The organism is Pseudoalteromonas sp. B62 (assembly GCF_037162565.1).
Taxonomy (GTDB): Bacteria; Pseudomonadota; Gammaproteobacteria; order Enterobacterales; family Alteromonadaceae; genus Pseudoalteromonas; species Pseudoalteromonas fuliginea.
In genome coordinates, this window is the sequence record NZ_JARLVB010000002.1 from 564,860 (window position 1) to 590,637 (window position 25,778).

Here is a 25,778-nt window from a genome sequence, read left to right on the forward strand (position 1 = left end):
GGATCCATTTCATCTGAACCAAATCATCAATAATTGCGTCGGAAACGCAATAAAATTCACTGAACATGGGAAAATTCAGTTAATTGTAGAAACAATATCCCAACAAAAAAACATAATTGATTTAAGGTTTTGTATTAAAGATACAGGCGTAGGAATTGAACCTGAACAGGTCGAGAAAGTATTTAACTCTTTTTATCAAGGTGATGCTTCTATTACTCGCAAATACGGTGGCACGGGGCTTGGGTTAACTATTAGCCAACAATTTACAAAAGTACTCGGTGGAAAAATTCAAATTCGAAGCGAAAAAGATAAAGGCAGTGAGTTTTATTTCACCTTACCATTTAAACTTTCACCACAACACAGACAAAAAAAACGAGCCTTACTCATTACGCCACAAAAAGAACAAGCTGCCCAACTTGTGTCTTTACTCAGCAGTGTTGGAATAACACCCGAAACAACAGAAGAGCCGCTACGCGCTCTCGCTAAAATATCTCAACCAAGCTCTCCTTTTGATATTGTCATTTTGTCATTGACGCAAGAAGAAGCCAAAAACAGTATTATTCTTCAAAAACTCACTGAAAGCAGTCAGCTATCTAAAAACAATTTAAAAATCATCATAATAATTACGGATACCGATCAGCCTCACACCCAGCCAACACAAAAAAATGTACATATTATAAATAACAGTTACAAACAGTCGGATATCTTAAAATTACTTGCATCTGAAAGCAAAGCAAGCATCACCCCAAAGCCTGATAACTTGATTAAATTTACTGGTATAAAAGCACTCATTGTTGACGATAACCCTCTGAATATAGAAATCACCTCTGCAATGTTAAAAAAATTAGATCTAGACATTGTAACGGCAATGAACGGGCTGGAAGCCGTTGAGTGTGTTAAAAACAATATATTCGACATTATTTTTATGGATATTCAAATGCCAGTAATGGATGGTATTTTAGCCACCAGTAAAATTAGAGAAAATGGTGAAACGCTACCAATAGTTGCATTAACCGCGGCAGTACTTCCTGAGGATAAAAAGGCAGCTATTGATGCAGGTATGAATGACTTTTTAACCAAGCCCCTCATTTTTGATATGCTATTTCAAAGCCTTGAAAAGAATTTATCAACGCCCCAAAGTGGTTTACTCATTAATATCCCTCTAGCACTTGATAACTTAGATAATAATGAACGTTTGCTAAATAAATTGATTACACAGTTCGCGATAGACTATGAAAACTTTATTGTAAAGTTTCAAAAGCTACAAGAAACTAATAATAATATTGAACTTGCCCGCCATGTTCATGCAATAAAGGGTTTAGCGGGCACTTTAGGATTAGAAGTTTTAGAGCAGCTAGCTAAAAAAATTGAATCTCAAATACGCAATAAAGAAGTTGTTTCATTTTCACTGTTTAGTGAGCAATTTGTAATTACTTTGCATGCAATTAAACAGTATCTAACAACTCAACGCCTTAGCGAAGATGTCAATTTAGAGGGCAATGAAAATGCAAGCGAACTTACAACCCTTATTGATAAAATTTATGAATTAACAATTAACTCAAAGCCAATTCCTAGCAGCTTAGTAAGAAGCTTAAATGGCTTCACTTTGAAATCTCCCCATCCTTTACTCGGACTTAAGTCGGCAATAAATCAATTTGACTATCAATTAGTATTAGAGTTGATAAGCCAATTTCGTGATGACAATTTAAATTAGCCAAGCGTAAAAAACTAAGCTAGATTAGATATTAAAGACTCAAAAGGATTGAATGTGCATTCGATGTATCCGGCTAAAAATATTAGTGAAGCTCAAGATAAAAAACACAAACCCTTAGTGTTAATTGTTGATGATGAGCCAAATAATCTTCATGTATTAGTTGAAGGGTTACTTGCTGACTATGACGTAAGAGTATCTATTAGCGGCGAACAAGCCCTAACTTTTATAGAATCAACACGCCCTGATTTAATTCTGCTTGATATAATGATGCCGGGTATGGATGGCTATGAAGTATGTGAAATATTAAAATCACGCCAAAATACCAAAGGAATCCCCATTATTTTTGTGACAGCACTGACCACTGAAGACTCAGAAGAACATGGGTTTGAATTAGGTGCTATTGATTATATCCACAAGCCTTATAAACTTGCTTTAGTAAGAGCCAGAATTCGTACTCACATAACATCGCAAGGTATGTTAGACCGACTTATAGAGAAGAACTTTGACCTGCACGATAAGCTCCTTGAAATAGAATCTCTAGCACAAGAATTAAGTGAAAGAGAAGAGGAGCTTAAGCAATTATCATCTAAACAAAAACTTTTCTATCAGGCGTTGGTGAGTACTGCCGATGGTGTTGTTATTACTGATTCCGATGGAAAAATAATTGCCGTTAACCCTTCATTTTGCCGTATCACAGGCTTTACTGAAGCCGAAGCGCTAGATATTAAGTTACATAAGCTAAAACAAAATAATCAACCTGGCATTAGTTTTAATAATGTTTGGCTCCACGCAAACAAAGCTGGCTATTGGAGCGGAGAGCTCGTTACGCGTCGTAAAAATGGTGAGCTATATCCTGAATTACTGACACTAAGTATGGTAAAAGGTGAACAAGACTCAAATGTTCATTTCATTGGTGTATTTAGTGATATTTCGAGTTTGAAAGTAACTCAAGAACGCATTGACTACCTTACTTGGCATGACGAACTAACCGCTTTACCTAACCGAAACGGTTTTCTAAAGCAGCTAGAACAACAATTACAGCGATGTTCTTTAGACAATAACTATGCTTATATTTATATAATAGACATAGACAGCTTTCACTCAATTAATGATGGCCTTGGTTTGTTAGCAGGCGACAAAGTTCTTAAAGAACTTGCCAATCGTATCCATAATAAACTTGATAAAAAAGATGTTATTGCACGCTTAGGCAGCGATGAATTTGCCGCTTTGAGTAGTGTTGACAAAGGCGTTGGTCGACTAAGATCACAAGAAATTGCAGAACATAAGGCACAAGAGCTATTAAGAGTTATTAACGAGCCTTTCATAATTGATGATCAACAAATAAGTATTACGATTAGCATCGGCACCTATATTTTCCCTAGAGAAGATCAGTGGGAAAATGCGATTGAAACGATCAGAAACTGCGAAGCTGCTTGTTATAAAGCAAAAGAAAAAGGCGGTAATAGAGTCACTTTCTTTGATAACTCTTTTGGTGAACAGGCAAAGCGCCGCTTTGAAATTGAACAAGACTTACGAAAAGCAATATCGCAAAATGAATTAACACTTTATGTTCAGTCTCAATTTGATAGTCAGCAAAAGTTAAAAGGTGGCGAAGTGCTCTTACGGTGGATGCATCCTGAGAAAGGCTTTATTAGCCCCGCTGAGTTTATTCCTATTGCTGAAGAGTCAGACATTATTTATGAACTAGACTCATGGGTACTTACAAATTCTTTGTCGCTTATTCAACAGTTAGATGATCGTCATTCAACACTGAGCTTATCGGTAAATATTAGTGGTAGACACTTTCATGAAGCACGTTTCCTATCATTATTAAAAACTAAAATAGAGTTTTACGAAATAAAACCAAACCAGTTAACTATCGAAATTATTGAAGGCACCTTACTCAATCACATAGAGTCCGCCATTGAGGCGGTACAATACCTAAAAAACTTAGGTGTTCGTGTATCCATTGATGACTTTGGTACGGGTTATTCAAGCCTTACCTACCTCAAACAATTGCCTATTCAAGAATTGAAGATAGACCGCTCATTTGTGTTTGATGCGCCGACTGATAACAACGATAAATTAATTATTGATATGATCGTTAGCTTAGGAAAGCTATTTCAGTTGAAAGTTGTTGCCGAAGGAGTAGAGAATCAGTCCCACTTTGATTTATTCCAAGAGTACCCTGAAGTAATTATGCAAGGCTATCATTTGCATAAGCCAGAACCAGCAAGTGATTGGATAAAAAAATTAAAATAAACCACAAATACAAAAAAGCCGAGCAATGCTCGGCTTTATTACTTACATCGTTAATTTATTCACGAACTTGGCCTTCGCCATTTACTAAGTACTTCTCAGTAGTGAGTGATTCAAGCCCCATTGGACCGTATGCATGAAGCTTGGAGGTCGCTATACCAATCTCCGCACCTAGACCCAATTGTGAGCCATCAGAAAAGCGAGATGACGCGTTAACCATTACTACAGAAGCATCAACACTGCGTTGAAATAACTCTGCGGCAGTTTGATTTTTAGTACAAATTACTTCGGTGTGGTTTGAACCGAACTGTGCAATATGCTCAACTGCTGCCGTAAAGCTTGGAACAACGCGAATAGCAATTTCTAAATCTAGATACTCTTCACCAAATTCATCATCAGCTAAAACGGTTGCGTTATCAAAATATTTAGCTGCAAAACTGTCTGCATTTATTTTCACACCTTCTTGGCGTAATACGACTGCACACAGATTTAAAAACTCATCTGCCACATCTTGATGAACGACTAAGCCCTCTAGTGCATTACAAACACCGGTACGCTGCGTTTTACCATTAAGTAGTAAGTTAAGGGCAACTTCTAGATCTGCATCTTTATCCACATATAGATGACAAACACCTTTGTAATGCTGAATTACAGGAATCGTACTGTTTTCAGTAACAAAGTTGATTAAGCCTTCGCCGCCACGTGGAATAATTAAATCAATACTTTCGCGTTGCTGCATTAACTCCATTAATAGCGCACGATCTGGATCTGGAATCACTGAGATAAGTGATACTGGTAAGTTATGCTTTTCAAGTACGCTATGCATCACACTTGCGATAGCTTGTGAACTTCTAAGTGCTTCTTTACCGCCACGTAAAATTACGCCATTACCTGATTTAAAACATAATGCACCAGCGTCTGCTGTCACATTCGGGCGTGCTTCGTAAATCATACATACAACGCCAAGAGGTACGCGCATTTTACGAATTTTGATACCGTTTGGACGCTCGGTAATATCTCGTAGCTGACCAACAGGATCATCAAGGCTTACTATAACTTCAATGCCTTGTGCCATTGATTCAATACGCTCATCGTTTAACGTTAAGCGGTCGATCATTGAGGCAGCTAAGTTATTGTCGCGTGCTGCGCTTAAATCACTTTCATTTTCTTTTATTATAAATGCTTTTTGCTCTCTTAATGCCGCTGCCATTTCAACTAATACTTGGTTTTTAGTCTCGGTATCGAGTAAAGCAAGTGTATGTGCAGCTTTAGCTGCCTGACGTGAAATGTCCGTAATTAAACTCATGACTTCTCCAATAATGCGATATGTTTTTCAGATATAACTGGTCCAATTGAATCCTGCATTTTTTCGCTGAATTCACTCTGTTCGTTGTCTGCAATAAAGTTTAACAAACAGCTACTATAATTTGCGGTCGCTTTAGCTAGACGCGTACCGTCTTCACTTCGTACTAAAATGGTATCACCGATAGCAAATTCACCGTGTACTTCAACGATCTCATCGCCGCGAATACACCCAGTTTCACCTTCTAATGACTCATCAAACGACCCATCAACAACAACTTCACCTTGCTCGTTTGCTGTATGTGTCATCCAATGTACAGAATCTTGCATTGGCTTTTCGTATGGCGAAAAAATAGTACCTGGATTTTCTCCAGCTAATAATCGAGTAAATGTTTCTTCTTTAAAGCCATTAATAATATAAGTGGCTATACCGTGTGATGTTGCCTTTTCCGCAGCCTCTATTTTGGTTTTCATACCACCGGTGCCTACAGCACTCGTAGCACATCCTGCCATAGCATAAATAGATTCATCAATTGATTTTATTTCAGGTAATAAAACAGCATCGTCGTGCAAATTAGGGTTTTTATCATATAACCCATCAACATCCGAAAAAATCAGTAAAGCATCTGCATCTGCTGCAGCGGCAACCATAGCAGATAAATTATCGTTATCACCTACTCGTAAATCGTCTGTTGTCACAGCATCATTTTCATTGATGATTGGTAGCACACCGTGCTCAAGTAACGTAAATACGGTTTCCCGAATACTTTGATAACGCTCATGATCACGTAAATCACCATGAGTTAATAGTAATTGCGCTGATGGAAAGTCGAAAAAACGGTCCCACATGGCAATCATTTCTGTTTGGCCTGCTGCCGCCATTGCCTTTTTCATTACAACTGAACGTGGTTTATCTGATGGAAACAAGTGCGCGCCAGCCGCTACCGAACCTGACGAAACCAGGATCACCTCAATACCACGCGCACGGCAACGAACAATAAACTGTGCGATGGTTAATATATAACGTGAACGGCAGCCATCGTGATCCGGTGCAATTAAAGCGCTGCCTACTTTAAGTACAATGCGTCGCCAATTTAACTTTTGCATAAATGCTCAACTTTCCATTTTATTTGCGCTCACTACTCGTGAGCTAAAACTAAGTAGCTAGGTATAAAACCTTGCTTCGAATTTATTTATCGTTTGACAGCACTTTTAAACGCACACAAAAAGGCCAAATCTAAAACGTTGTTTTAAATTTAAGCTCAGATATAAAGTAGCACCCACCCAGTGTTATGAGCAGTACCAATAAGAAAGTTTAAAAGTGTTGTTTATGCATCGCTGTAAAAAGCTGTGTGTGGCTTTTCTATTAACAACATACATAGAGCCTCTAGAGTCTGATACACCAACAGATAGGGTGAAGACTCAAGGACCGAGATTTAATCGCCACGATGGGGATTAAATATTGAAAAGTAATAGTTCAACTCAAACCTTTATTTGTTAAATAAAATAAACAAACTTGTCCAGTAAAACCATACTTAAGAATTCGGAAAATAAAATTTAACGTTCAGATACTAATTTAGTATCCAAAACATGATTATAAGCAGTAAAAATGACCGTAGTATTAACGTTCAACTATTTCAACCAACAATCTTAATTAGATTACTAATAATTCGAACTCGAAGTATAATACGTTAAATTACACAGTAAGATCAAGGCTAAAATTCAAACAGAGCTATTACACATTAATAATAAAATATATATTTTCATTATAAATCAAAAAGATAACAGTAGTTAATGTGCTTTTATAAAGTCTTTGCATCCAAGATCCAAAATTAAAGATCACTAATCTTTTATTAGCAGCTAAAATTGATTAGTAATATTTGAATTTCCCGTGTATACCCCTGTATTAATAATTAACAAAAGTTATACTTTTAAAATATATCGTCATAAATAAGGAATTCTTAATCTATGTCAGCAATTTATATAGCCGGTATCGCACTTTGCTCTGTACTTGCCCAGTGGGTCGCGTGGGCATTTAGAGTACCCGCTATTCTTTTTATTGCTTACTGGTCTTTTACTTGGGCCATTTAGTGGTGTTTTAGACCCTGATGCATTGTTAGGTGATTTACTGTTTCCAGTTGTATCACTAAGCGTTGCAATCATTTTATTTGAAGGTTCTCTTACTCTGCATTTCAGAGAATTAAAAGGGATTGGAAAAGTTGTAAGAAACCTTTGCTCAATCGGCATGCTTACTACCTGTATTATTATTAGCCTAAGCGCCTATTGGTTACTTGAGCTTAATTGGCGTGTAGCTGCAGTATTAGGTGCAGTGTTAGTTGTAACAGGCCCTACTGTGATAGCACCGCTATTAAACTCAATGCGCCCAACACAAGACATTGACCGCATACTACGCTGGGAAGGTATTGTAATAGACCCAATCGGCGCATTGTTTGCTGTATTAGTATTTGAAGCCGTAATGCTTGTAGGCCAAGGCGAAGTATTTAGCCACACTATTATTGCTTTAGTTAAAACCCTCGGCGTTGGTTTAAGTATTGGTGTTGCTGCAGGCTGGCTAACAACACTATTAATGCGCCGCGAATGGCTACCATTTGAATTACATAAGTTTGGAATTTTAGCGTTAGTACTCATTAGTTTTTCTGTATCAAACTATTTAAGCCATGAATCGGGTCTTTTAGCTGTGACAGTATTTGGCATTTGGCTTGCTAACCAAGACGATTTAGAAATAGATTCTGTACTGGAGTTCAAAGAAGACTTGTCGATGATATTAATATCAACGCTGTTTATTTTACTTGCAGCACGCTTACAGCTCTCTGATTTAATGATGCTCGACAGCGATGTATTTATATTTTTAGCCATCGTACTTTTTGTTGCACGCCCATTATGTATTGCTATTTCGACCTTTGGTACTGACCTACCAATGAAGTCTCGCTTGGTACTTGCTTGGATAGCTCCACGCGGTATAGTCGCCGCTGCCGTTGGGTCGGTATTTGCGCTTAGTATGATGGAGTCTGGTGTTGCTGATGCTGAAAAAATGGTACCTCTCATATTTACAGTAATTATAATTACCGTTGTACTACAGAGCTTAACTGCGATTCCTGTTGCTAAACTTTTGGGTGTACGCCAACCGTCGCCAAATACGATTTTGATTATTGGTGCAAACCATGTTGCACGTGCCATTGGCCGAGGCTTAAAAGATCAAAATATTCCTGTTCATTTATCAGACCCAGCATGGGAAAACTGTAGAATGGCACGTATGGATGGCTTAGCGTGTTATTACGGTAACCCGCAATCGGAGCACGCCGAACGCTATTTACCACTAACTACTATTCGCAGTGTACTAGCACTCTCACCTAATCGTCATCACAACGCGTTGGGCGTCCAATATTTTTCTCACTTACTTAATGAGAAAAATGTATTCTCATTGCGCTCTTCAACGTCGCACGCAAAAGCAAATAAAGACAGCGCAACGTTTTTATCACGACAAATACTTTTTGGTGACGAAGGGTCATATGCGCGCTTAAGCAGCATTATAGCTAAAGGTGGTAAAGTTAGTTCAACACGTATTTCTGATGAATTTAGCTGGGAGCAATATCTAGAAATGAACCCTGAGGCTATACCACTGTTTATTCTCATTGGTGATAAAGACAGTGATGAGGATACACCAATTAAGCTCAGACCGTTTACAATCAACATGGAAAAACCGCCGCAAGAAGGCGAACGCGTTGTTGCATTACAGCCGCCTAAAATGTCAGTTTTAAAAGACCCGCAAACAAAGGCTAAAGAAGACAGTTAAATACTTTTACAGTCTGTAAAAACTAAAAAACCCTAACTTAAAAAGTTAGGGTTTTGTTTTTTAAAGCCATTAAATAGGAAGACGAGCTCGAGCAACCACACTTGCTGGCATTTTTTCAGCTAATTGAGTAAGTGATTGTTCAATTTTTTGATGGGTTGCTTTATCTGCTACCATAGAGTTAAACAACCATCGATACGCATCTTCAAAGTCTCGCGGACTACCAAAGCCATCATTAAATAATTTAACCAAGCGCAACTGAGCTTTTAAATTGCCTTGCGATGAAGCTTCACGTAAATACGTAATTGCCATCGCTTTATCTTGTTGCACTAATCGGCCAGTGTCGTAGTAACGTCCTAGTTGCTCTAATGCCGCCGCTAAGCCCTGCTGAGCAGCTTTACGCATATAATACACACCTAACTCTACATTTCGATCAACGCATACGTTATAAGCCAGCATATCGCCATATAAAAACTGATAAGACGGTAACGCCATTTTATTGGCTCGTGCTTCTATATCTTGCACTAACTGGCAATCATCAGCCTTTACGCGCTGTAAATGGACATTTTTATTTATCAATGCAATCAACTCAGGCTCAGTGTACAACGGCACAGCAGCAGACGTTTCCTCAGCTAAGCTATTGCCAGTTATGAGTAAAGAGAGTGATGTTAGCGATATTGCCAACATTGAATTACAAAATAATAAACGCATATTCGCCACATATAAAAATGATATCTACAAAATACTATACAAAGATCGTTCCAAAGTGAATTTTAGGCACAAAAAAAGCTGCACTAGGCAGCTTTTTTTAATCTAATAGTAATTACGCAAACGGGTTGCGAAGTACCATAGTCTCTACACGATCTGGGCCTGTAGAAATAATATCAATTGGAACACCTGTAATTTCTTCAATACGCTTGATGTAGTCAATTGCAGCTTTTGGTAAACCGTCAAGACTTGTTACACCAACTGTGTTCTCTGACCAACCTGGCATCTCTTCGTATACTGGTGTTACTTTATCGTAACCTTCAGCTGCTAATGGCGTTACGTTAGTAACTGTACCATCTTCGAGCTTGTAACCAATACAGATTTTAAGTGTTTCTAAACCATCTAAAACGTCAAGCTTAGTTAAACAAAAACCTGAAATACTGTTGATTTGAACTGCACGGCGCATAGCCACTGCATCTAACCAACCAGTACGACGAAGTCGACCTGTTGTTGCGCCAAACTCATGGCCTTTATCGCCTAAATGCTTACCAACTGGATCTTGTTTATCAAGACCATCGTAAAGTTCTGTAGGGAAAGGACCTGAACCAACACGTGTCGTGTACGCTTTAATAATACCTAGAACGTAATCAAGGTTTAATGGACCAAAACCTGCACCCGTCGCAACGCCACCAGCGGTAGTATTTGAAGACGTTACATAAGGGTAAGTACCGTGATCGATATCAAGTAACGTACCTTGTGCACCTTCAAATAAAATGTTTTCGCCTGCTAAACGCGTTTGATCTAAAAGCTCAGTTACATCTACAACCATTGCTTTTAAGATATCAGCAACAGCCATTGCATCATCAAACGTTTTTTGGAAATCTACAGCATCTACTTTGTAGTAGTTAACTAAAGTGAAGTTATGGTATTCAAGAACTTCTTTTAATTTAGTTGCAAATAATTCCGGATTAAACAAGTCACCTACACGTAAACCACGGCGCGCCACTTTATCTTCGTACGCTGGACCGATACCACGACCGGTAGTTCCAATTGGCTTATCGCCACGAGCAGTTTCGCGGGCTACATCTAATGCAACATGGAAAGGCAAGATTAGTGGACATGCTTCGCTTATTAAAAGACGCTCGCGTACTGGTACGCCGCGCTCTTCAAGCATGCCAATTTCTCTCATTAGCGCTTCTGGTGATAAAACTACACCATTACCAATCACACATTTAACATTGTCACGTAATACACCCGATGGAATAAGGTGTAGAACCGTCTTTTCACCTTCGATAACTAAAGTATGACCCGCATTGTGGCCACCTTGATAACGAACTACTAAAGATGCTTTGTCCGTAAGGAGGTCAACTACCTTACCCTTACCTTCGTCACCCCATTGGGTGCCTAATACAACAACGTTTTTACCCATTGTAAATTCACTTAGAGAAAATTAGGACGAGATTTTACCAGAAAACTAAAGTAAAGATCACCCCTGTTCAGCTTATTTTTTCCGCGTAGTTTTTTTAAACCTAAACGATAGCTAATAACCACATAAATAACAGTAATTTAAACTATTAAATACCCATTAACAAAAAGCCCCGCAAATGCGAGGCTTTTAACTTTTTAAATACTTAATGCAAAGCTTATTGAGCTTTAGCACCTTTCATATATTGGAAGAAGTCGCTATCTGGTGAAAGCACCATAACGTCTTGCTTATTTTTAAAAGTCTTTTTATATGCTTCTAACGAGCGTACAAAACTAAAGAACTCAGGGTCTTTATTATATGCATTTGCATAAATCCCAGCAGCGTCTGCATCACCTTGACCACGTACAGAACGAGAATTACGCTCTGCATCAGCAAGCATAACCGTTACACGGCGATCGACACCGGCACGAATAGTTTCAGCTTTTTCTTGACCTTCAGAACGATGCTCTTTTGCAACGGCAGTACGCTCAGCGCGCATACGTTGATAAATAGAGCTACTGACTTCTTGAGGTAGGTTAATTTGCTTAACGCGTACGTCGAGCACTTCAATACCTAACTCGCGTGCACTTTCAGAAGCTTGTACTAACGCCTCTTCCATTAACTCGCTACGCTCACCTGATACAATTTCGCGAATAGTTCGCGTACCAAAGTTAGTACGCAAGCCATTATTTACTTTTTGTTCAAGTAACGTTTCAGCATATTGCTTATCGCCACGAGCACGTAAGTAAAAAGTGCTAAAATCGTTTACACGCCATTTTACAAATGAATCAACAATTAAGTCTTTCTTTTCACTTGTAACAAAGCGGTCTGGCGTACCATCTAATGTTTGAATACGCGCATCAATACGTCGTACTTGGCTAAAAAATGGTACTTTAAAGTGTAAACCAGGGCTGTAAACAACAGCACTGTCTTCACTGTCTTTTTGTACTTTGCTAAATAGCAAAACAATTGCTTTTTGCCCTTCAGGTACAACAAAAACTGACGAGAAAGACATCACAATGGCAGCTAATAGTATTACTAAACTAAAGTTTTTCATTATGCTTATCTCCCTTCATTAAAGCGATCATTGTTAAAGCGGTCATTACCACCATTAACAGTGCTATTGCGTGATGTATTCACTTTATTACGTAAATCTTGAATATCACTTGAGCTTGGTAGAGCAACACGTGTTGCTGTGCCTTGCTTATCCATGATCTTATCAAGCGGTAAATAAATCATGTTATTACCACCTTTAACATCAACCAATACTTTAGAACTACTCCCTAACACTTCTTCCATTGCATCAATGTATAAGCGCTCACGAGTAACTTCTTTAGCTGCTTGATATTCAGGTAATAACTTTTCAAACCGAGCCACTTCACCCTGTGCTTCTAAAGTTATACGCTCTTGGTAACCTTCAGCTTCCTGCGTCATACGTGTTACTTGACCACGTGCACGAGGCTCAATTTCACGGGCGTAGGCCTCTGCTTCACGAATGAAACGTTCTTCATCTTCTTGTGCAGCAATTGCATCATCAAATGCATCTTTAACTTCAGTTGGCGGACGAGAATCTTTAAAGTTAACGTCAGTTACAATTAAACCCAAGTTATATGGTTCGATAATCTTATTAAGCTCATCCCATGTATTTTGACGAACAACCTCACGGCCATTAGTCAAAACTTGGTCCATTTTGGCATGGCCCACAACATAGCGCAGTGCACTATCTAAAGCTTCTTCTAAACTGCTATCAGCATTAGTTACACTAAATTTGTAAAGGTATGGGTCAATAACTCGGTATTGCACCTGAAACTCAACGCTTACTACATTTTCGTCTTCAGTTAACATAAAGCCAGTAGCTGATAGTGAACGAACTGCTTCAATATCGACTGGGATCACTGTTTCAATAAACGTCATTTTCCAACGCAGACCTGGATCTGCAATTCGGTCATATTTGCCAAATTGAAGAACCACACCACGCTCGGCTTCTTTTACCGTGTAAATACCACTTAACGCCCATACAATAACGGCGATAATAAGTATAAATGAAATACCGGCTCCGCCAAGTCCACCACCGCTACCATTGCCGGATTTTTTCCCGCCAAATAAGCCGCCGAACTTGTTACTAAATTTACGGAACACCTCGTCTAAATCAGGTGGGCCTTGATCACGTCCGCCTTTATTATTCCACGGATCTTTGTCATTGCCATTATTACCCGGTTCATTCCAGGCCATAGCTATACTCCATTGTTATCTAAATAAATTAGGAAATTGTGTTAAATCTAACAAATCTACCGCATTTCTCATACAAAAACCGACATTTAAACGTCAATTTTTAATTACGGCTGATAAAACCAGCAATTTCAGGACCAAATTCTTTAATTAAACGATTCCACTCAACCATAGGCATTCTAACATCTAACAGCCAATTACCTTGATCATCAAATCGCTCTTCATGCACTGCATTTAAACTAAATAATGCAGCCCTTAGGCGACCATACAATGGCGTAAGAAATAAGGTTTCGTTAAACATTTTCTTAGCAAGTAACTCACTAATGGCCTCACTAAGTAATTCACAGCCTTCACCAGTCTGGGCGCTAAGCCACACCCTTATAGGTTGTCCTTCGTCATCGCGATCAATACGGGGAGCTACGTTATCTAGCGCATCAATTTTATTATAAATTAATAGTTGTGGTACTTCATCGGCTTCAATTTCTTTAAGCACAGATTGTACTTGTTCAATATTTTCTTGAAGACGAGAGTCTGCTGCGTCAATTACATGTAGCTGTAAATCAGCTTCACGTGTTTCAGTAAGCGTTGCTTTAAAAGCCGCGACTAAGTCATGCGGTAAATGACGAATAAAACCAACCGTATCCGCTAAAATAACGGGGCCAACATCACCTAATTCAAGCTTACGTAAAGTTGGATCAAGCGTTGCAAACAACTGATCGGCCGCATATACGTCTGAGTGTGTAATACGATTAAATAACGTAGATTTACCCGCATTCGTGTAACCCACTAACGATACAGTAGGTATTTCATTACGCGTACGAGCTCGCCTACCTTGTTCGCGCTGTACAGCTACTTTAGCCAAACGCGCACGAATATTTTGAATACGAGCACGAAGTAATCGTCTGTCGGTTTCAAGTTGGGTTTCACCTGGCCCACGCAAACCAATCCCGCCTTTTTGACGTTCAAGATGGGTCCAGCCTCGAATTAATCGAGTTGACATATGGCGAAGTTGTGCCAATTCAACCTGCAGCTTACCTTCATGGGTACGTGCACGTTGGGCAAAAATATCAAGAATTAGCGTCGTTCTATCAAGTACACGACACTCACAAACGCGCTCTAAGTTACGCTCTTGTGACGGTCTAAGTTGATGATTAAAAATAACGACATCTGCATTGTGGATTTTGACAATTTCAGCTATTTCTTCTGCTTTACCGGTACCGACGAATAGTTTCGGATGTGGTGCTTGACGGCTGCCTTGCACAACCGCCAAACTACTAACACCAGCAGAGGATACCAACATTTCTAATTCATGAAGATCTTCACGATCTCCTTCTTTAGGTAAGTCGATATGAACTAAAATTGCCTGTTCGCCGGATTCATAGCGGTCAAACAAGCATTATGCTCCTAATTAAAAATTTCCAGCTTCTGGCTCTTCAGTGCTCTCATCCCCTTGAACACCTTGGAAGTTGACTGCGCGAGCAGGTACAACTGTTGAAATTGCGTGTTTATACACCATTTGGTTTACAGTGTTTTCAAGTAAAATAACAAATTGGTCAAATGACTGAATTTTACCTTGTAATTTTATGCCATTTACCAAAAAGATTGATACTGGAATGCGCTCACGACGTAGTGCATTCAAAAATGGGTCTTGTAACGATTGGCCTTTTGCCATGTTATTATTCCTTCGTTCTAGGTGTTATTATAATTAAGTGGCTGAACTTATTTAACAAAGCTAAATTTTGTTCAACTACTACTAGCTTAGCGAACTTACTACACGATGCAAGTTTTCTTCATCACCTGTTGTTAACCAAGTAACATCAGGCCAGCTTCTCAACCAAGTTAATTGACGTTTGGCCAATTGACGTGTAGCAGCGATGCCGCGAAAAACCATTTCATCATGGTCTATCTCACCCGCAAGGTAATCCCACATTTGTCTATAACCTACACAACGAATAGAAGGCATATTGGGGTGTAAATCCTTACGTAGATATAGGGTCGAAACTTCATTTTCAAACCCCTGATCAATCATTATTTTAAACCTTTCTTCAATTCGCGCATGTAATTCACTGCGTTCTTGCGGTGCAATCGCAAATTGATGAAAAGTATAAGGTAAAGGTGGCTGTTTTTGCTTTTGCAACTCAGTCATGGTTTTACCAGTTAATCGGTAAACTTCTAAAGCGCGATTAATTCTTTGTGAATCATTTTCACTCATTTTTTCAGCTGCTTTAGGGTCAACTTTAGCTAATTCTTTATATAAATGAGGCCAGCCAAATTCTTTAGCTTGTGCTTCTAATTCTGCTCTTATTACTGCATCTGCTTCAGGCAAAGGCGATAAACCATCAATTAAAGATTTGAAGTACAACATTGTACCCCCAACCAATACAGGCACTTTACCTTGTCTATGGAATTCGTCAATTTTTTGCACTGCATCGCGCCTAAAATCTGCAACTGAATACGTTTCACTCGGGTCAAGTAGATCAATTAAATGATGTGGAGCTTTAACAAGTTCTTCTGCATCGGGTTTTGCAGTTCCAATGTTCATATCTTTATACACTAACGCTGAATCAACGCTGATTATTTCTGTATTTAAATGCTCGCACAGTGAGATAGCCAATGCTGTTTTACCAGCAGCAGTTGGACCCATTAAAAATATAACTGGTAAATTACTCAACACTGATACCTTAATCTAATTGCGTTAAATAGTGATTTAACTCTATTTTAACTGCTTTTTCGCGTAAGCGTTCAATAGTTTGCGGATTATTTTGTAAGCGTATTTGTTGCGCTAAAAATACATTGCTCAAATAAAATCGAGTTGGTACACATTTCATCTGCCACGCTAACCAGTTCTCTATATTTTCGAGTCCCGCTTTACATGCATCAAGCAGCTCACCTATTGCTGTACTTACATCAAGTAAATATAAACACGCTGGTAATTTTTTAACCATTACAAACTGTTTTTCTATTACGAGTTCAAAACCAAGTAATGTAAACCACGATTGCTGAGCCTTTATAAGCAAGCAATCTTCTTTGTCTAGGCTTACCCGCACAGGTAACAAAAGGGCTTTCCCTTCTAAACTTCCGAACTCTTTAATTTGATTATGCCAATCATCCACTAATACATATTTGAAATGTGAGCAATACAATTGCTGCTCTGCACTAAATACACACGCACCTTCATTAACACTAATGATAGAAACCATCTGTAAAGTATTATGCGTTTGTGCTGGCTCTAACGGCTGTTGTACAGCGGGTATGTTTACTGCATTGTCAAAATGCGCAGCGTGTTGCTCACTCACACCTTGATAAAATGCATTTACATCATGATGATTCGCACTTGATGTAGCGCGATATGTCCCACTCCCCACGCCACTTCGTGTGCCTGATGACGAACTACCTGTCGTTCCAGAATAAGAAGGCTGTAGTTGCGATTTAGGGTAATCAAATACTCCATCGCTCTCTATATTATTACCGCTACTATCTGTTGGGCTTGTGAGCACAGAAGGAAATTCAGTTTCAGTGCTTACTGACTCGCTAGTAAACTCCCCTTGTAATGGCACGACTACTTGCTTAATAGCTTGCAATATAAAATCATGAATTAATCGCCCTTGATGAAAACGCACTTCATGCTTAGCAGGGTGAACATTTACATCGACCTGTCGTGGGTCAATATCAATATAAATAACAAACCCAGGTAGCTCTTGTGTCCCACTCACCTCTTCAAACGCTTGGCGTATCGCATGTAAAATAAGCTTATCGCGCATCATGCGATTATTCACATAAGTGTACTGAGTAGTATTCGCTGAGCCTACAGGCAGCACCCAACCATGCAACTGTAAACCGCCTTCTCCTGATTGAATATGCAAACCTTGCTCGGCAAAGGCCTTGCCTGCAACTTGTGCTACGCGTGTTATAGCCTGAGAGGGATCAGTTTTGGCACGATACTGCCTTACTACTTTTTCGTTGTGAGTTAGTGTAATAGAGACATCAAAGCGACTAAGCGCAATACGCTTTATCAACTCATCAATATGGTTAAATTCAGTTTTTTCGGTGCGTAAAAATTTACGACGTGCTGGAGTATTAAAAAATAAATCTTTTACTTCAATGGTTGTGCCATCGGGGTGCGCTACTGGCTTTACTTGCACGGCCATGTCGCGGCCTTCTGCAAAAGCTTGCCAAGCTGCTTCTTGCTCTTTTGGTTTTGAGCTCAGCGTTAAACGCGACACAGAACTAATTGACGCAAGTGCTTCCCCTCTAAAGCCAAGTGAGCAAATGTTTTCAAGGTCATCAAGTGATTTTAATTTACTTGTTGCGTGGCGAGAAAGCGCGAGCGTTAGCTCATCTTTACTTATCCCAGCGCCATTATCACGAATACGAATAAGCTTATGACCGCCGCGCTCTATATCTATTTGAATACGGTTAGCACCAGCATCTAAACTATTTTCGACTAGCTCTTTTACTACCGACGCTGGACGCTCGACCACTTCGCCTGCAGCTATTTGGTTGGCTAAACGCGCGGGTAATATTTCAATATTCATGGAACTTCCTAGCAAACATTGCGCTGATAATAGTGACTAACTTTGCGGTATATCAAGCTCTTGCCCAATAAATAAAGTATTAGAGCTTAGTTTATTAACTTGCTTTAATTTACTGACCGTAATGCCATAACGACTTGCCAACATACTCAAAGACTCTCCAGGGCGTACTTTATGTTTTGTTGGGTATTGCGACTTTAATTTGGCAAATAAAGAATCATCAGGTGGATTTTTTAAATAATAATTTTTAATTGAAGTAAATATCGCTTTAGCTAAACGCTCTTGATGATTAGCGCTTTTAAGTAATTTTTCTTCTCGCGGGTTAGATATAAACCCCGTTTCTACCAAAATAGATGGAATGTCTGGTGACTTAAGTACAGCAAGGCTCGCGTGTTGCGGATCTTTTTTATGCAGTTTGGCAACTTTACGCAACTCTTTAACCACCTCGTCGGCTACACTTAAGCCAGTTTTCATCGAGTGGTCCATCGACATATCAAGCAATGCTTGTGCTAGATATTTTTCATTAGCGGCATCTTTCATTACATCAGCAGCACCACCTAAAAGCTCAGAGTGCTTTTCTTTATCTTCTATCCATTTACCTATTTCTGAATTAGCACGCCTTAGTGATAACACCCAAACAGAGGCACCATTTGGTCCTGGGCTTGTAAATGCATCTGCATGAATAGAAACAAAAAAATCGGCCTTTTTTTCACGCGCTCGATTAGTACGCGTATTGAGTTTTACAAAATAATCACCGCTTCGTACCATACGTGAAATCATACCGCGCTCACCGTCGATCATGCGCTCTAATCGCTTTGCTATTTGCAATGTGACTGTTTTTTCGTACGTGCCTGATGGACCTATGGAGCCAGGATCTTCGCCGCCATGGCCTGCATCAATTGCAATAACAATGTCGCGTTCTTGACTTAATTGGCGATTTTTAGCCGCTGTTTGTGCAGGTGATACAACAGTTTTTGCTTGGCTCTTATTATATAAATCAACAACGAGTCTATTTTTATAAGGACCAGTAGGTGCTAAAGCAAACACAACAGGCTTTACTGGTGCGTTTAATTCAAACACTAACCGTACACTGTGCTTATTTTTAGGTTTTGAGTAGCGTAGCTTGCTCACTATTTGATGTTTTGGTGGTACACCTGGCAGTATTTTTAACTCGCTAGTATTTTCTAAATCGACCACTAAGCGGCTAGGGTTTTTTAGCATAAAATAACTAAAGTCGGGCTTGTCATTTAAATCAAACACCACACGCGTACTGTCTGGTGATGGCCATACACGTACGCTATTAATAGTATTTTTCGCCCACAGCGGCAGGCTTATGGTAATAACCATAAGGTAAATAAAGAGTTTAACTGCACCTCGACTCATTTGATAATTACTGCCTTCACTAATTTATTGTTTTTTATTTAGTTTTTCGACAATTGCTACACCGCGATCACTCGCACTATTAATAACAATTTTACGTTCGTTACCCACATAGCTTAGGGTAATATCTAAATCAGGCACAGGAATAAATTCGCCACCTTTTTCAGGCCATTCAACAACACAAATTGCATTTGCTGAAAAATAATCGCGTATTCCCATGTATTCGAGTTCTTCAGGGTCGCCTAAACGGTATAAATCAAAATGATAAACATTTGCTTGTTCAAGCTCATAAGGTTCTACTAACGTATATGTGGGGCTTTTAACCTTACCAGTATGGCCAAAGCCTTGCACTACGCCACGGGTAAACGTGGTTTTACCAGCTCCTAAATCGCCATGTAAATAAATCACCGCACCTTGCTCTATAATAGCTGCAACTTGGTTCCCCATAGTAACGGTTGCCACTTCATCATTTAGGTGTGATTCAAAACTACGCGTCATTACTACCTCAAAAATTTACTTAAAAGCGCATGTTTGCCAATCATACCAGAATATTTATTTAAGGCGATAAATTGCAGTTTCAGGCATAAAAAAACCGGCCTAAGCCGGTTTTTAAAACGCTAGAATTATAACCCTAATTTTTTCTCAAGATAGTGGATGTTAGTGCCACCATTTTGGAAGTTTTCATCTGCAAGAATTCTCTTATGCAAAGGAGTATTAGTTTTAATTCCGTCAATTACTAGCTCGTTAAGTGCATTGCGCGCGCGAGCAATAGCTACGTCACGGTTTTCACCGTAAGTAATTAGCTTACCAATCATTGAATCGTAATGTGGTGGAACCGTGTAGTCAGCGTAAATATGGCTGTCCCAACGAATACCTAAACCACCCGCTGGATGGAAACGGGTAATTTTACCCGGTGACGGGATAAACGTTTCAGGATCTTCAGCATTAATACGGCACTCAATAGCATGACCACGAATAACAACGTCGTCTTGAGTGAATGATAACGGTTGACCCGCTGCAATTTTTAACTGCTCTTTCACTAAATCGATACCAGTAACCATTTCAGTAACAGGGTGTTCAACCTGAATACGTGTATTCATTTCGATGAAGTAAAATTCGCCGTTTTCGTATAAAAACTCAAACGTACCTGCACCACGGTATCCAATTTCGATACATGCACGTGTACAGCGCTCGCCAATGAATTTACGCGTTTCAGCAGTAATTCCTGGTGCTGGCGCTTCTTCAACTACTTTTTGGTGACGACGTTGCATAGAACAGTCACGTTCACCTAAATGAACTGCATTACCTTGGCCGTCAGCTAATACTTGAACTTCGATATGGCGTGGGTTTTCAAGGAATTTTTCCATGTAAACCATGCTATTACCAAAGAATTGCTTAGCTTCTTGCTGTGTTAATGCAATTGAATCAATAAGTTCAGCTTCGCTGCGAACAACACGCATACCACGACCACCACCGCCACCAGCAGCTTTGATGATTACCGGGTAACCGATACGCTTAGCGATTTGCATGTTGCGTTCTTTATCATCTGATACTGGGCCGTCAGAGCCTGGAACACATGGAACGCCTGCTTTACGCATTGCTGCGATAGCAGACACTTTATCACCCATAAGACGAATAGTGTCGCCACGAGGGCCAATAAATACAAAACCACTTTGCTCAACTTGGTCGGCAAAATCAGCATTTTCTGCAAGGAAACCGTAACCAGGATGAATCGCTACAGCGTCAGTTATTTCAGCCGCAGCAATAATGCGCGGAATATCTAAATAACTTTCAGTTGCTGAAGGTCTACCAATACAGATGGTTTCATCTGCAAGCAATACATGCTTAAGATCGCGATCTGCCGTTGAATGCACAGCAACCGTTTTGATCCCAAGCTCTTTGCAGGCGCGCAATATACGAAGTGCAATTTCACCTCGGTTTGCAATGACTACTTTATCTAACATTAGAGTTGGCCTTTTAGGTTACGCTATTATTCAATGATGAATAGAGGTTGATCAAATTCTATTGGCTCGCCATTTTCAGCTAAGATAGCTCTTACTGTACCGGCTTTATCTGATTCAATTTGGTTCATCATTTTCATAGCTTCGATAATACAAAGTGTATCGCCAACTTTAACTTGCTGACCTACTTCTACATATGCTGGCGCTTCAGGGGACGCAGCTGAGTAAAAAGAACCAACCATTGGTGATTTAACTTGATGACCCATAGGCTCAGCTGGTGCTGCTGCTTCAACAGCTACAGGAGCCGCTGCAACTGGTGCTGCTGGCGCTGGTGCATATTGCTGTGGAGCAAATTGCGGGTAACCTGGGCCTGCGCTCATATTGTTACGGTTAATACGTACTGATTCTTCACCTTCAGTGATTTCTAGCTCAGCAATACCTGATTCTTCTACTAATTCGATAAGCTTCTTTATCTTGCGAATATCCATTACACGACCCGCCTGTTAGTTTGTGTGTTAATTTAAAATTAAATTGCGTTTTGCAACCGGTTAACTGCTGCATTTAATGCTGCGTGATAACCCATTGCACCTAATCCACATATCACGCCTTGTGCCACATCAGAAAAATACGAATGATGACGAAAGGCTTCACGTGCGTGCACGTTACTTAAGTGCACCTCAAAAAACGGAATATCAACACTTAACAGTGCATCACGTAATGCGACGCTAGTATGCGTAAATGCAGCTGGGTTGATAATTATGTAATCAACCGCTTGCCAAGCATCGTGAATTCGTTCGATGAGTACTTGCTCACTATTACTTTGAAAATGCGTTAACTTAACATCTAGACTATCAGCAGCACTGGTTAGTTCGTTCATAATCTCACTGAGCGTCTGAAAACCGTATTTGTCCGGTTCACGTTTGCCAAGCATGTTTAAATTTGGACCATTTATAACTAAAAGGTTAAATTTTGCAGCCATAATACGCGATATATCCTATAAGTAATGAGTTAAGCGGTTACCAACTAATTTTTCACTTTTAAGTAAGTAGAAAAAGCAATGTAGCAACAATTTCTCACGTTAACCAACTATTATAGTGATTTCGACGTAAATAGCAGCAAAATACTGGTCTTATCAGTGTGATGGGTACAGGTATCAGAAGAATAAAGAAGGTGCCACTTAATCAGTATAGGTGGCACTATTGCACTATTATTGTGCGCTGGCGCGCACTATAGCTAGGTGTTTAGCAAAATCATCAGCGTTTAAAAAGCCAGTCACTCGTTGCATACTAAGCTCTTGCCCTTGAGTATTAAAAAACAAAATACTAGGTAAACCAAACACGGTGTACTCTTCCATTAGCTCAATTGTTTTATTGTCACTGTTAGTTAAATCAACTTGAATTAGCTGGTAATGGCTAAATTCACTTTGCACTTTGGCATCTGGAAACGTGTAATGCTCAAACTCTTTACACGCCACACACCAGTCGGCATATAAGTCGACCATAACCATTCGACCTTCATTACTCGCTTGCGCTACGGCTTCTTTTAGTTCAGCTAAATCAGCCACCTTTTTAAACTCATTACTTTGCGAGCTTACTTGCACCGCTTGTACCGGCCAAAAGTAGTTTTTTGTTAACGTAAAGCCTGTAATAACTAATAGCGTTGCAGCAAACCACAATGCAGTTTTTAACTTGCTTTGTGTTTGGCTACTTTGCCAATGATGTAGGTAAAGTGCCGTTGCTAATGCAAGCACACCTGCCATTAATAATATAATGTCGGCGCTGATTAGGCGCCCAAGTAATATAAGCGGCACAACGAGCATCACAAAACCAAACAAGTTTTTAACTTGCTCCATCCAACCACCGGCTTTAGGCAGCAATTTACCGCCAGATGTACCAAGTAATAAAAGTGGTAACCCCATTCCTAAACTAAGCACGTATAGTGTTAAACCACCTACTAAGTAATCACCACTTTGCGCAACAAATAAGAGCGCCGCCGACAGTGGCGCAGTAGTACAAGGTGATGCTATTAATCCCGAAAGCACGCCCATTAAAAATACGCCAACGTAGTTGCCGCCTTTTTGATTATTACTTACCTGAGTTAGCTTGCTCATCATACTGCTTGGCAGTTTTATTTCGTACCAACCAAACATCGACATAGCCAATAATACAAATAGTAAACTAAAGCTGATTAACACAAATGGATGCTGTAAATACCCCTGCACTTGCCCACCAAGCGCTGCAACAACCAAACCAAGCGCTGCATAGGTAACTGCCATGCCTTGTATATATACAAACGACAACGCAAACGCTTTTTTAGTTGAAAGGTTTTGCTGACCCGCAATTAAGCTCGACAAAATAGGAAACATAGGGAATACGCATGGCGTAAAAGCAAGGCCAACACCAACAGCAAAAAATATGAGTAAATTAGTTATTAAGCCCTGACTTGCTAACTGCTCAGTAAAAGTAAGTTCTTTTTCGGCATCATCCGAATTTGTTGTAGGTTCAGTGGCAGGCTCATTAAGTGCTGAAAATGTACTTTTAGCTGCTTCATCTGTAGTGTTATTTTGCTCTACATTTTTAACCTGCGCGCCACTAATTACACTAAGTGGAATGCTAATAACTTCTGGCGGATAACAAAGCCCTGCTTTTGCACAGCCTTGGTAACGCACTTTAACAACGGCACCGTCGGTAACATTACTTAGCTTACTAATAACACTTGCGGAATTAAAAAAACCTCTGTTTTACCAAAAAATTCATCTTCAATAATTTCGCCACTGCCGGAGTCGCCTACTTGAATGTTTGCACCTTTGGCGATAATTTCTATTTTCTTTTTATATAAATAATAGTCTGGCGCTATATCCCAACCTACAAACAAGGTGCTGCCTTGCTGATCAAAGTCAAACATAAACGCTTGGTCTACAGGTAAAAAGTCTGTTGCGAAGGCCCAAGGAGATCACCAAGCACATTATTAGTTGTAGCCTTTACAGGCGCAGTTAATAGCGTTACCAATAATAAAAAGAAAAAACGCATTAATTCAGTACCTCATCCATCCAATTAAAATAGGCTAAGTTTCCAGTTGCAACATCAATAACTTGTATCTCTGGAACTTCATAACTATGCATTGCTTTTATTGTTACAAACACATCGTTCATTTTGTCTGATTTCGTTTTTATAAGTAGTTTAGTTTCAGTCGCTTCAGCCACTTCGCCTTCCCACATATAAATAGATTCCACATTGGGTAAAATATTTACACAAGCAGCAAGCTTTTGCTCAACTAATGCCCTTGCAAGTATACGTGCTTCGTCTTCGTCTTTGCAGGTCGTGAAAATCAGTTTAAATTGCGTAGTCATTGTGAACCTTTACTTATTTAACAGTGTCTAGCTTCATAGTATCTGATAGCCGATACAATGTGTAGACGCTTAAATATCAGTAAAATGACTATACCGATGCCCTAACCTTGAAAAGAGACCTCGTCACCCTCATTTATATTTCATCAACTCTTTTGAGTGTCATTATTTAGAGAGCGTTATGTTTAGATTTTTATTTGTGTTGTTTATCATCGTGCCTATTATCGAAATCGCCTTACTAATTCAAGTAAGCGACGTAATTGGTGGGTTTGCAACAATCGCACTTGTTGTTATTACTGCTATTTTAGGTGCCAAAATGGTTAAACAACAAGGTATGAGTGCACTACAAAATGTGCAAACGCAAATGGCACAAGGGCAAATGCCAGCTAAAGAATTATTTACCGGAATATGTGTGATCATTGCAGGTGTATTACTACTTACTCCTGGCATTATGACTGACGTATTTGGGCTACTATTATTAACCCCTGCCATTCGTAACAAATTGGCAGCAGGCCTTGCTAGCCAAGCAACTGTTAGAATGAGCACAGGCATGCAACAAGGGCCATCACCATTTGCTCAACAACCACATTCATCGCGTGAACAGCAGCAAATGGACCAGCCGACCACTATTGATGGTGAATATGAGCGAAAAGATTAAAAATTTATCATTTTTTCTCTTGGAATTTTTCACTCTACCCCCATTAATGAATGCAAATTAGAAAAGCTTTTTCTGTACTGTTCAGAAACTGTTAGGAGAACTAAAAAACATGAACATTCGTCCTTTACAAGATCGCGTAATCGTTAAACGTCTAGAAGAAGAAACAAAATCTGCTGGCGGTATTGTATTAACTGGCTCTGCAGCTGAAAAATCAACTCGCGGAGAAGTTGTAGCCGTAGGTAGTGGTCGCGTTTTAGATAACGGTGACGTGAGAGCGTTAGAAGTTAAAGCCGGTGACACTGTGTTATTTGGCTCATATGTTGAAAAAGTTGAAAAGATCGAAGGTCAAGAGTACCTGATCATGCGTGAAGATAATATTTTAGGCATTGTAGGCTAAACCTACTTTTCGTTTA

20 protein-coding genes and 3 pseudogenes are annotated in these 25,778 nt (G+C 39.5%); 6 read left to right on the top strand and 17 right to left on the bottom strand.

Annotation, left to right across the window (positions count from 1 at the left end):
- Nucleotides 1–49: 49 nt before the first annotated feature.
- The 3 genes and pseudogenes from P4S71_RS07070 to P4S71_RS07080 all read left to right on the top strand — a co-directional run.
- Nucleotides 50–286: pseudogene (locus P4S71_RS07070) on the top strand (ATP-binding protein); the annotation flags it as partial.
- 132 nt (nt 287–418) lie between these two features.
- Complete coding sequence (locus P4S71_RS07075; protein WP_337119531.1) at nt 419–1,714, top strand: response regulator; 1,296 nt, start codon at nt 419–421, stop codon at nt 1,712–1,714.
- A 63-nt stretch (nt 1,715–1,777) separates the two neighbouring features.
- Nucleotides 1,778–3,976, top strand: coding sequence for a two-component system response regulator (locus P4S71_RS07080; protein WP_033030464.1), 2,199 nt, complete (start codon nt 1,778–1,780; stop codon nt 3,974–3,976).
- 55 nt (nt 3,977–4,031) lie between these two features.
- Here the strand turns inward: P4S71_RS07080 and P4S71_RS07085 are convergent, their stop codons facing one another.
- Nucleotides 4,032–5,279, bottom strand: a complete 1,248-nt coding sequence (locus P4S71_RS07085; RefSeq protein WP_007375947.1) for a glutamate-5-semialdehyde dehydrogenase — start codon at nt 5,277–5,279, stop codon at nt 4,032–4,034.
- On the bottom strand, nt 5,276–6,382 hold the full coding sequence (gene proB / locus P4S71_RS07090) for a glutamate 5-kinase (protein WP_007375946.1): 1,107 nt from the start codon (nt 6,380–6,382) through the stop codon (nt 5,276–5,278). The genes P4S71_RS07085 and proB overlap by 4 nt, the downstream gene beginning before the upstream one ends.
- An 861-nt stretch (nt 6,383–7,243) precedes the next feature.
- Between proB and P4S71_RS07095 the strand changes: the two are divergent.
- Nucleotides 7,244–9,089, top strand: a pseudogene (locus P4S71_RS07095) (cation:proton antiporter).
- Nucleotides 9,090–9,158: 69 nt separating this feature from the next.
- Here the strand turns inward: P4S71_RS07095 and P4S71_RS07100 are convergent.
- From P4S71_RS07100 to cutA, 15 genes and pseudogenes are all read right to left on the bottom strand, one after another.
- The gene (locus P4S71_RS07100) at nt 9,159–9,797 is read right to left on the bottom strand and encodes a tetratricopeptide repeat protein (protein ID WP_149614005.1); all 639 of its coding nucleotides are present in this window, start codon (nt 9,795–9,797) and stop codon (nt 9,159–9,161) included.
- A gap of 112 nt (nt 9,798–9,909) precedes the next feature.
- Nucleotides 9,910–11,223: an adenylosuccinate synthase gene (locus P4S71_RS07105; protein ID WP_007375943.1), complete on the bottom strand. Its 1,314-nt coding sequence runs from the start codon at nt 11,221–11,223 to the stop codon at nt 9,910–9,912.
- Between the two features lie 214 nt (nt 11,224–11,437).
- Nucleotides 11,438–12,316, bottom strand: a complete 879-nt coding sequence (hflC, locus tag P4S71_RS07110) for a protease modulator HflC (protein WP_007375942.1) — start codon at nt 12,314–12,316, stop codon at nt 11,438–11,440.
- Between the two features lie 5 nt (nt 12,317–12,321).
- Entirely contained in the window at nt 12,322–13,491 is a 1,170-nt protein-coding gene (hflK, locus tag P4S71_RS07115) for an FtsH protease activity modulator HflK (protein ID WP_007375941.1), read from the bottom strand.
- Between the two features lie 100 nt (nt 13,492–13,591).
- The gene (gene hflX / locus P4S71_RS07120) at nt 13,592–14,881 is read right to left on the bottom strand and encodes a ribosome rescue GTPase HflX (RefSeq protein WP_008138837.1); all 1,290 of its coding nucleotides are present in this window, start codon (nt 14,879–14,881) and stop codon (nt 13,592–13,594) included.
- Between the two features lie 15 nt (nt 14,882–14,896).
- Nucleotides 14,897–15,160, bottom strand: a complete 264-nt coding sequence (hfq, locus tag P4S71_RS07125; protein WP_007375939.1) for an RNA chaperone Hfq — start codon at nt 15,158–15,160, stop codon at nt 14,897–14,899.
- An 81-nt stretch (nt 15,161–15,241) separates the two neighbouring features.
- Nucleotides 15,242–16,159 carry a tRNA (adenosine(37)-N6)-dimethylallyltransferase MiaA gene (gene miaA / locus P4S71_RS07130; RefSeq protein ID WP_007375938.1) on the bottom strand — a complete coding sequence of 306 codons (918 nt, stop codon included), beginning with the start codon at nt 16,157–16,159 and terminating at the stop codon, nt 15,242–15,244.
- Between the two features lie 10 nt (nt 16,160–16,169).
- The gene (gene mutL / locus P4S71_RS07135; protein WP_337150359.1) at nt 16,170–18,023 is read right to left on the bottom strand and encodes a DNA mismatch repair endonuclease MutL; all 1,854 of its coding nucleotides are present in this window, start codon (nt 18,021–18,023) and stop codon (nt 16,170–16,172) included.
- Nucleotides 18,024–18,059: 36 nt separating this feature from the next.
- Nucleotides 18,060–19,403, bottom strand: a complete 1,344-nt coding sequence (locus P4S71_RS07140; protein WP_033038180.1) for an N-acetylmuramoyl-L-alanine amidase — start codon at nt 19,401–19,403, stop codon at nt 18,060–18,062.
- Nucleotides 19,404–19,427: 24 nt separating this feature from the next.
- Complete coding sequence (gene tsaE, locus P4S71_RS07145; RefSeq protein WP_007375935.1) at nt 19,428–19,898, bottom strand: tRNA (adenosine(37)-N6)-threonylcarbamoyltransferase complex ATPase subunit type 1 TsaE; 471 nt, start codon at nt 19,896–19,898, stop codon at nt 19,428–19,430.
- A gap of 125 nt (nt 19,899–20,023) precedes the next feature.
- Nucleotides 20,024–21,364: an acetyl-CoA carboxylase biotin carboxylase subunit gene (gene accC, locus P4S71_RS07150; RefSeq protein ID WP_007375934.1), complete on the bottom strand. Its 1,341-nt coding sequence runs from the start codon at nt 21,362–21,364 to the stop codon at nt 20,024–20,026.
- Between the two features lie 26 nt (nt 21,365–21,390).
- Entirely contained in the window at nt 21,391–21,849 is a 459-nt protein-coding gene (gene accB / locus P4S71_RS07155; protein ID WP_007375933.1) for an acetyl-CoA carboxylase biotin carboxyl carrier protein, read from the bottom strand.
- A gap of 38 nt (nt 21,850–21,887) precedes the next feature.
- A complete protein-coding gene (gene aroQ / locus P4S71_RS07160) occupies nt 21,888–22,340 on the bottom strand; it encodes a type II 3-dehydroquinate dehydratase (RefSeq protein WP_007375932.1) in 453 nt (150 codons plus the stop codon).
- Between the two features lie 228 nt (nt 22,341–22,568).
- Nucleotides 22,569–24,390, bottom strand: a pseudogene (locus P4S71_RS07165) (protein-disulfide reductase DsbD).
- Nucleotides 24,390–24,710, bottom strand: coding sequence for a divalent-cation tolerance protein CutA (cutA, locus tag P4S71_RS07170; RefSeq protein ID WP_337150360.1), 321 nt, complete (start codon nt 24,708–24,710; stop codon nt 24,390–24,392). The pseudogene P4S71_RS07165 and the gene cutA overlap by 1 nt, the downstream one beginning before the upstream one ends.
- 178 nt (nt 24,711–24,888) lie before the next feature.
- Between cutA and P4S71_RS07175 the strand changes: the two genes are divergently transcribed.
- A complete protein-coding gene (locus P4S71_RS07175) occupies nt 24,889–25,365 on the top strand; it encodes an FxsA family protein (RefSeq protein WP_337150361.1) in 477 nt (158 codons plus the stop codon).
- Between the two features lie 109 nt (nt 25,366–25,474).
- Entirely contained in the window at nt 25,475–25,762 is a 288-nt protein-coding gene (locus P4S71_RS07180) for a co-chaperone GroES (RefSeq protein ID WP_096793879.1), read from the top strand.
- Nucleotides 25,763–25,778 lie beyond the last annotated feature (16 nt).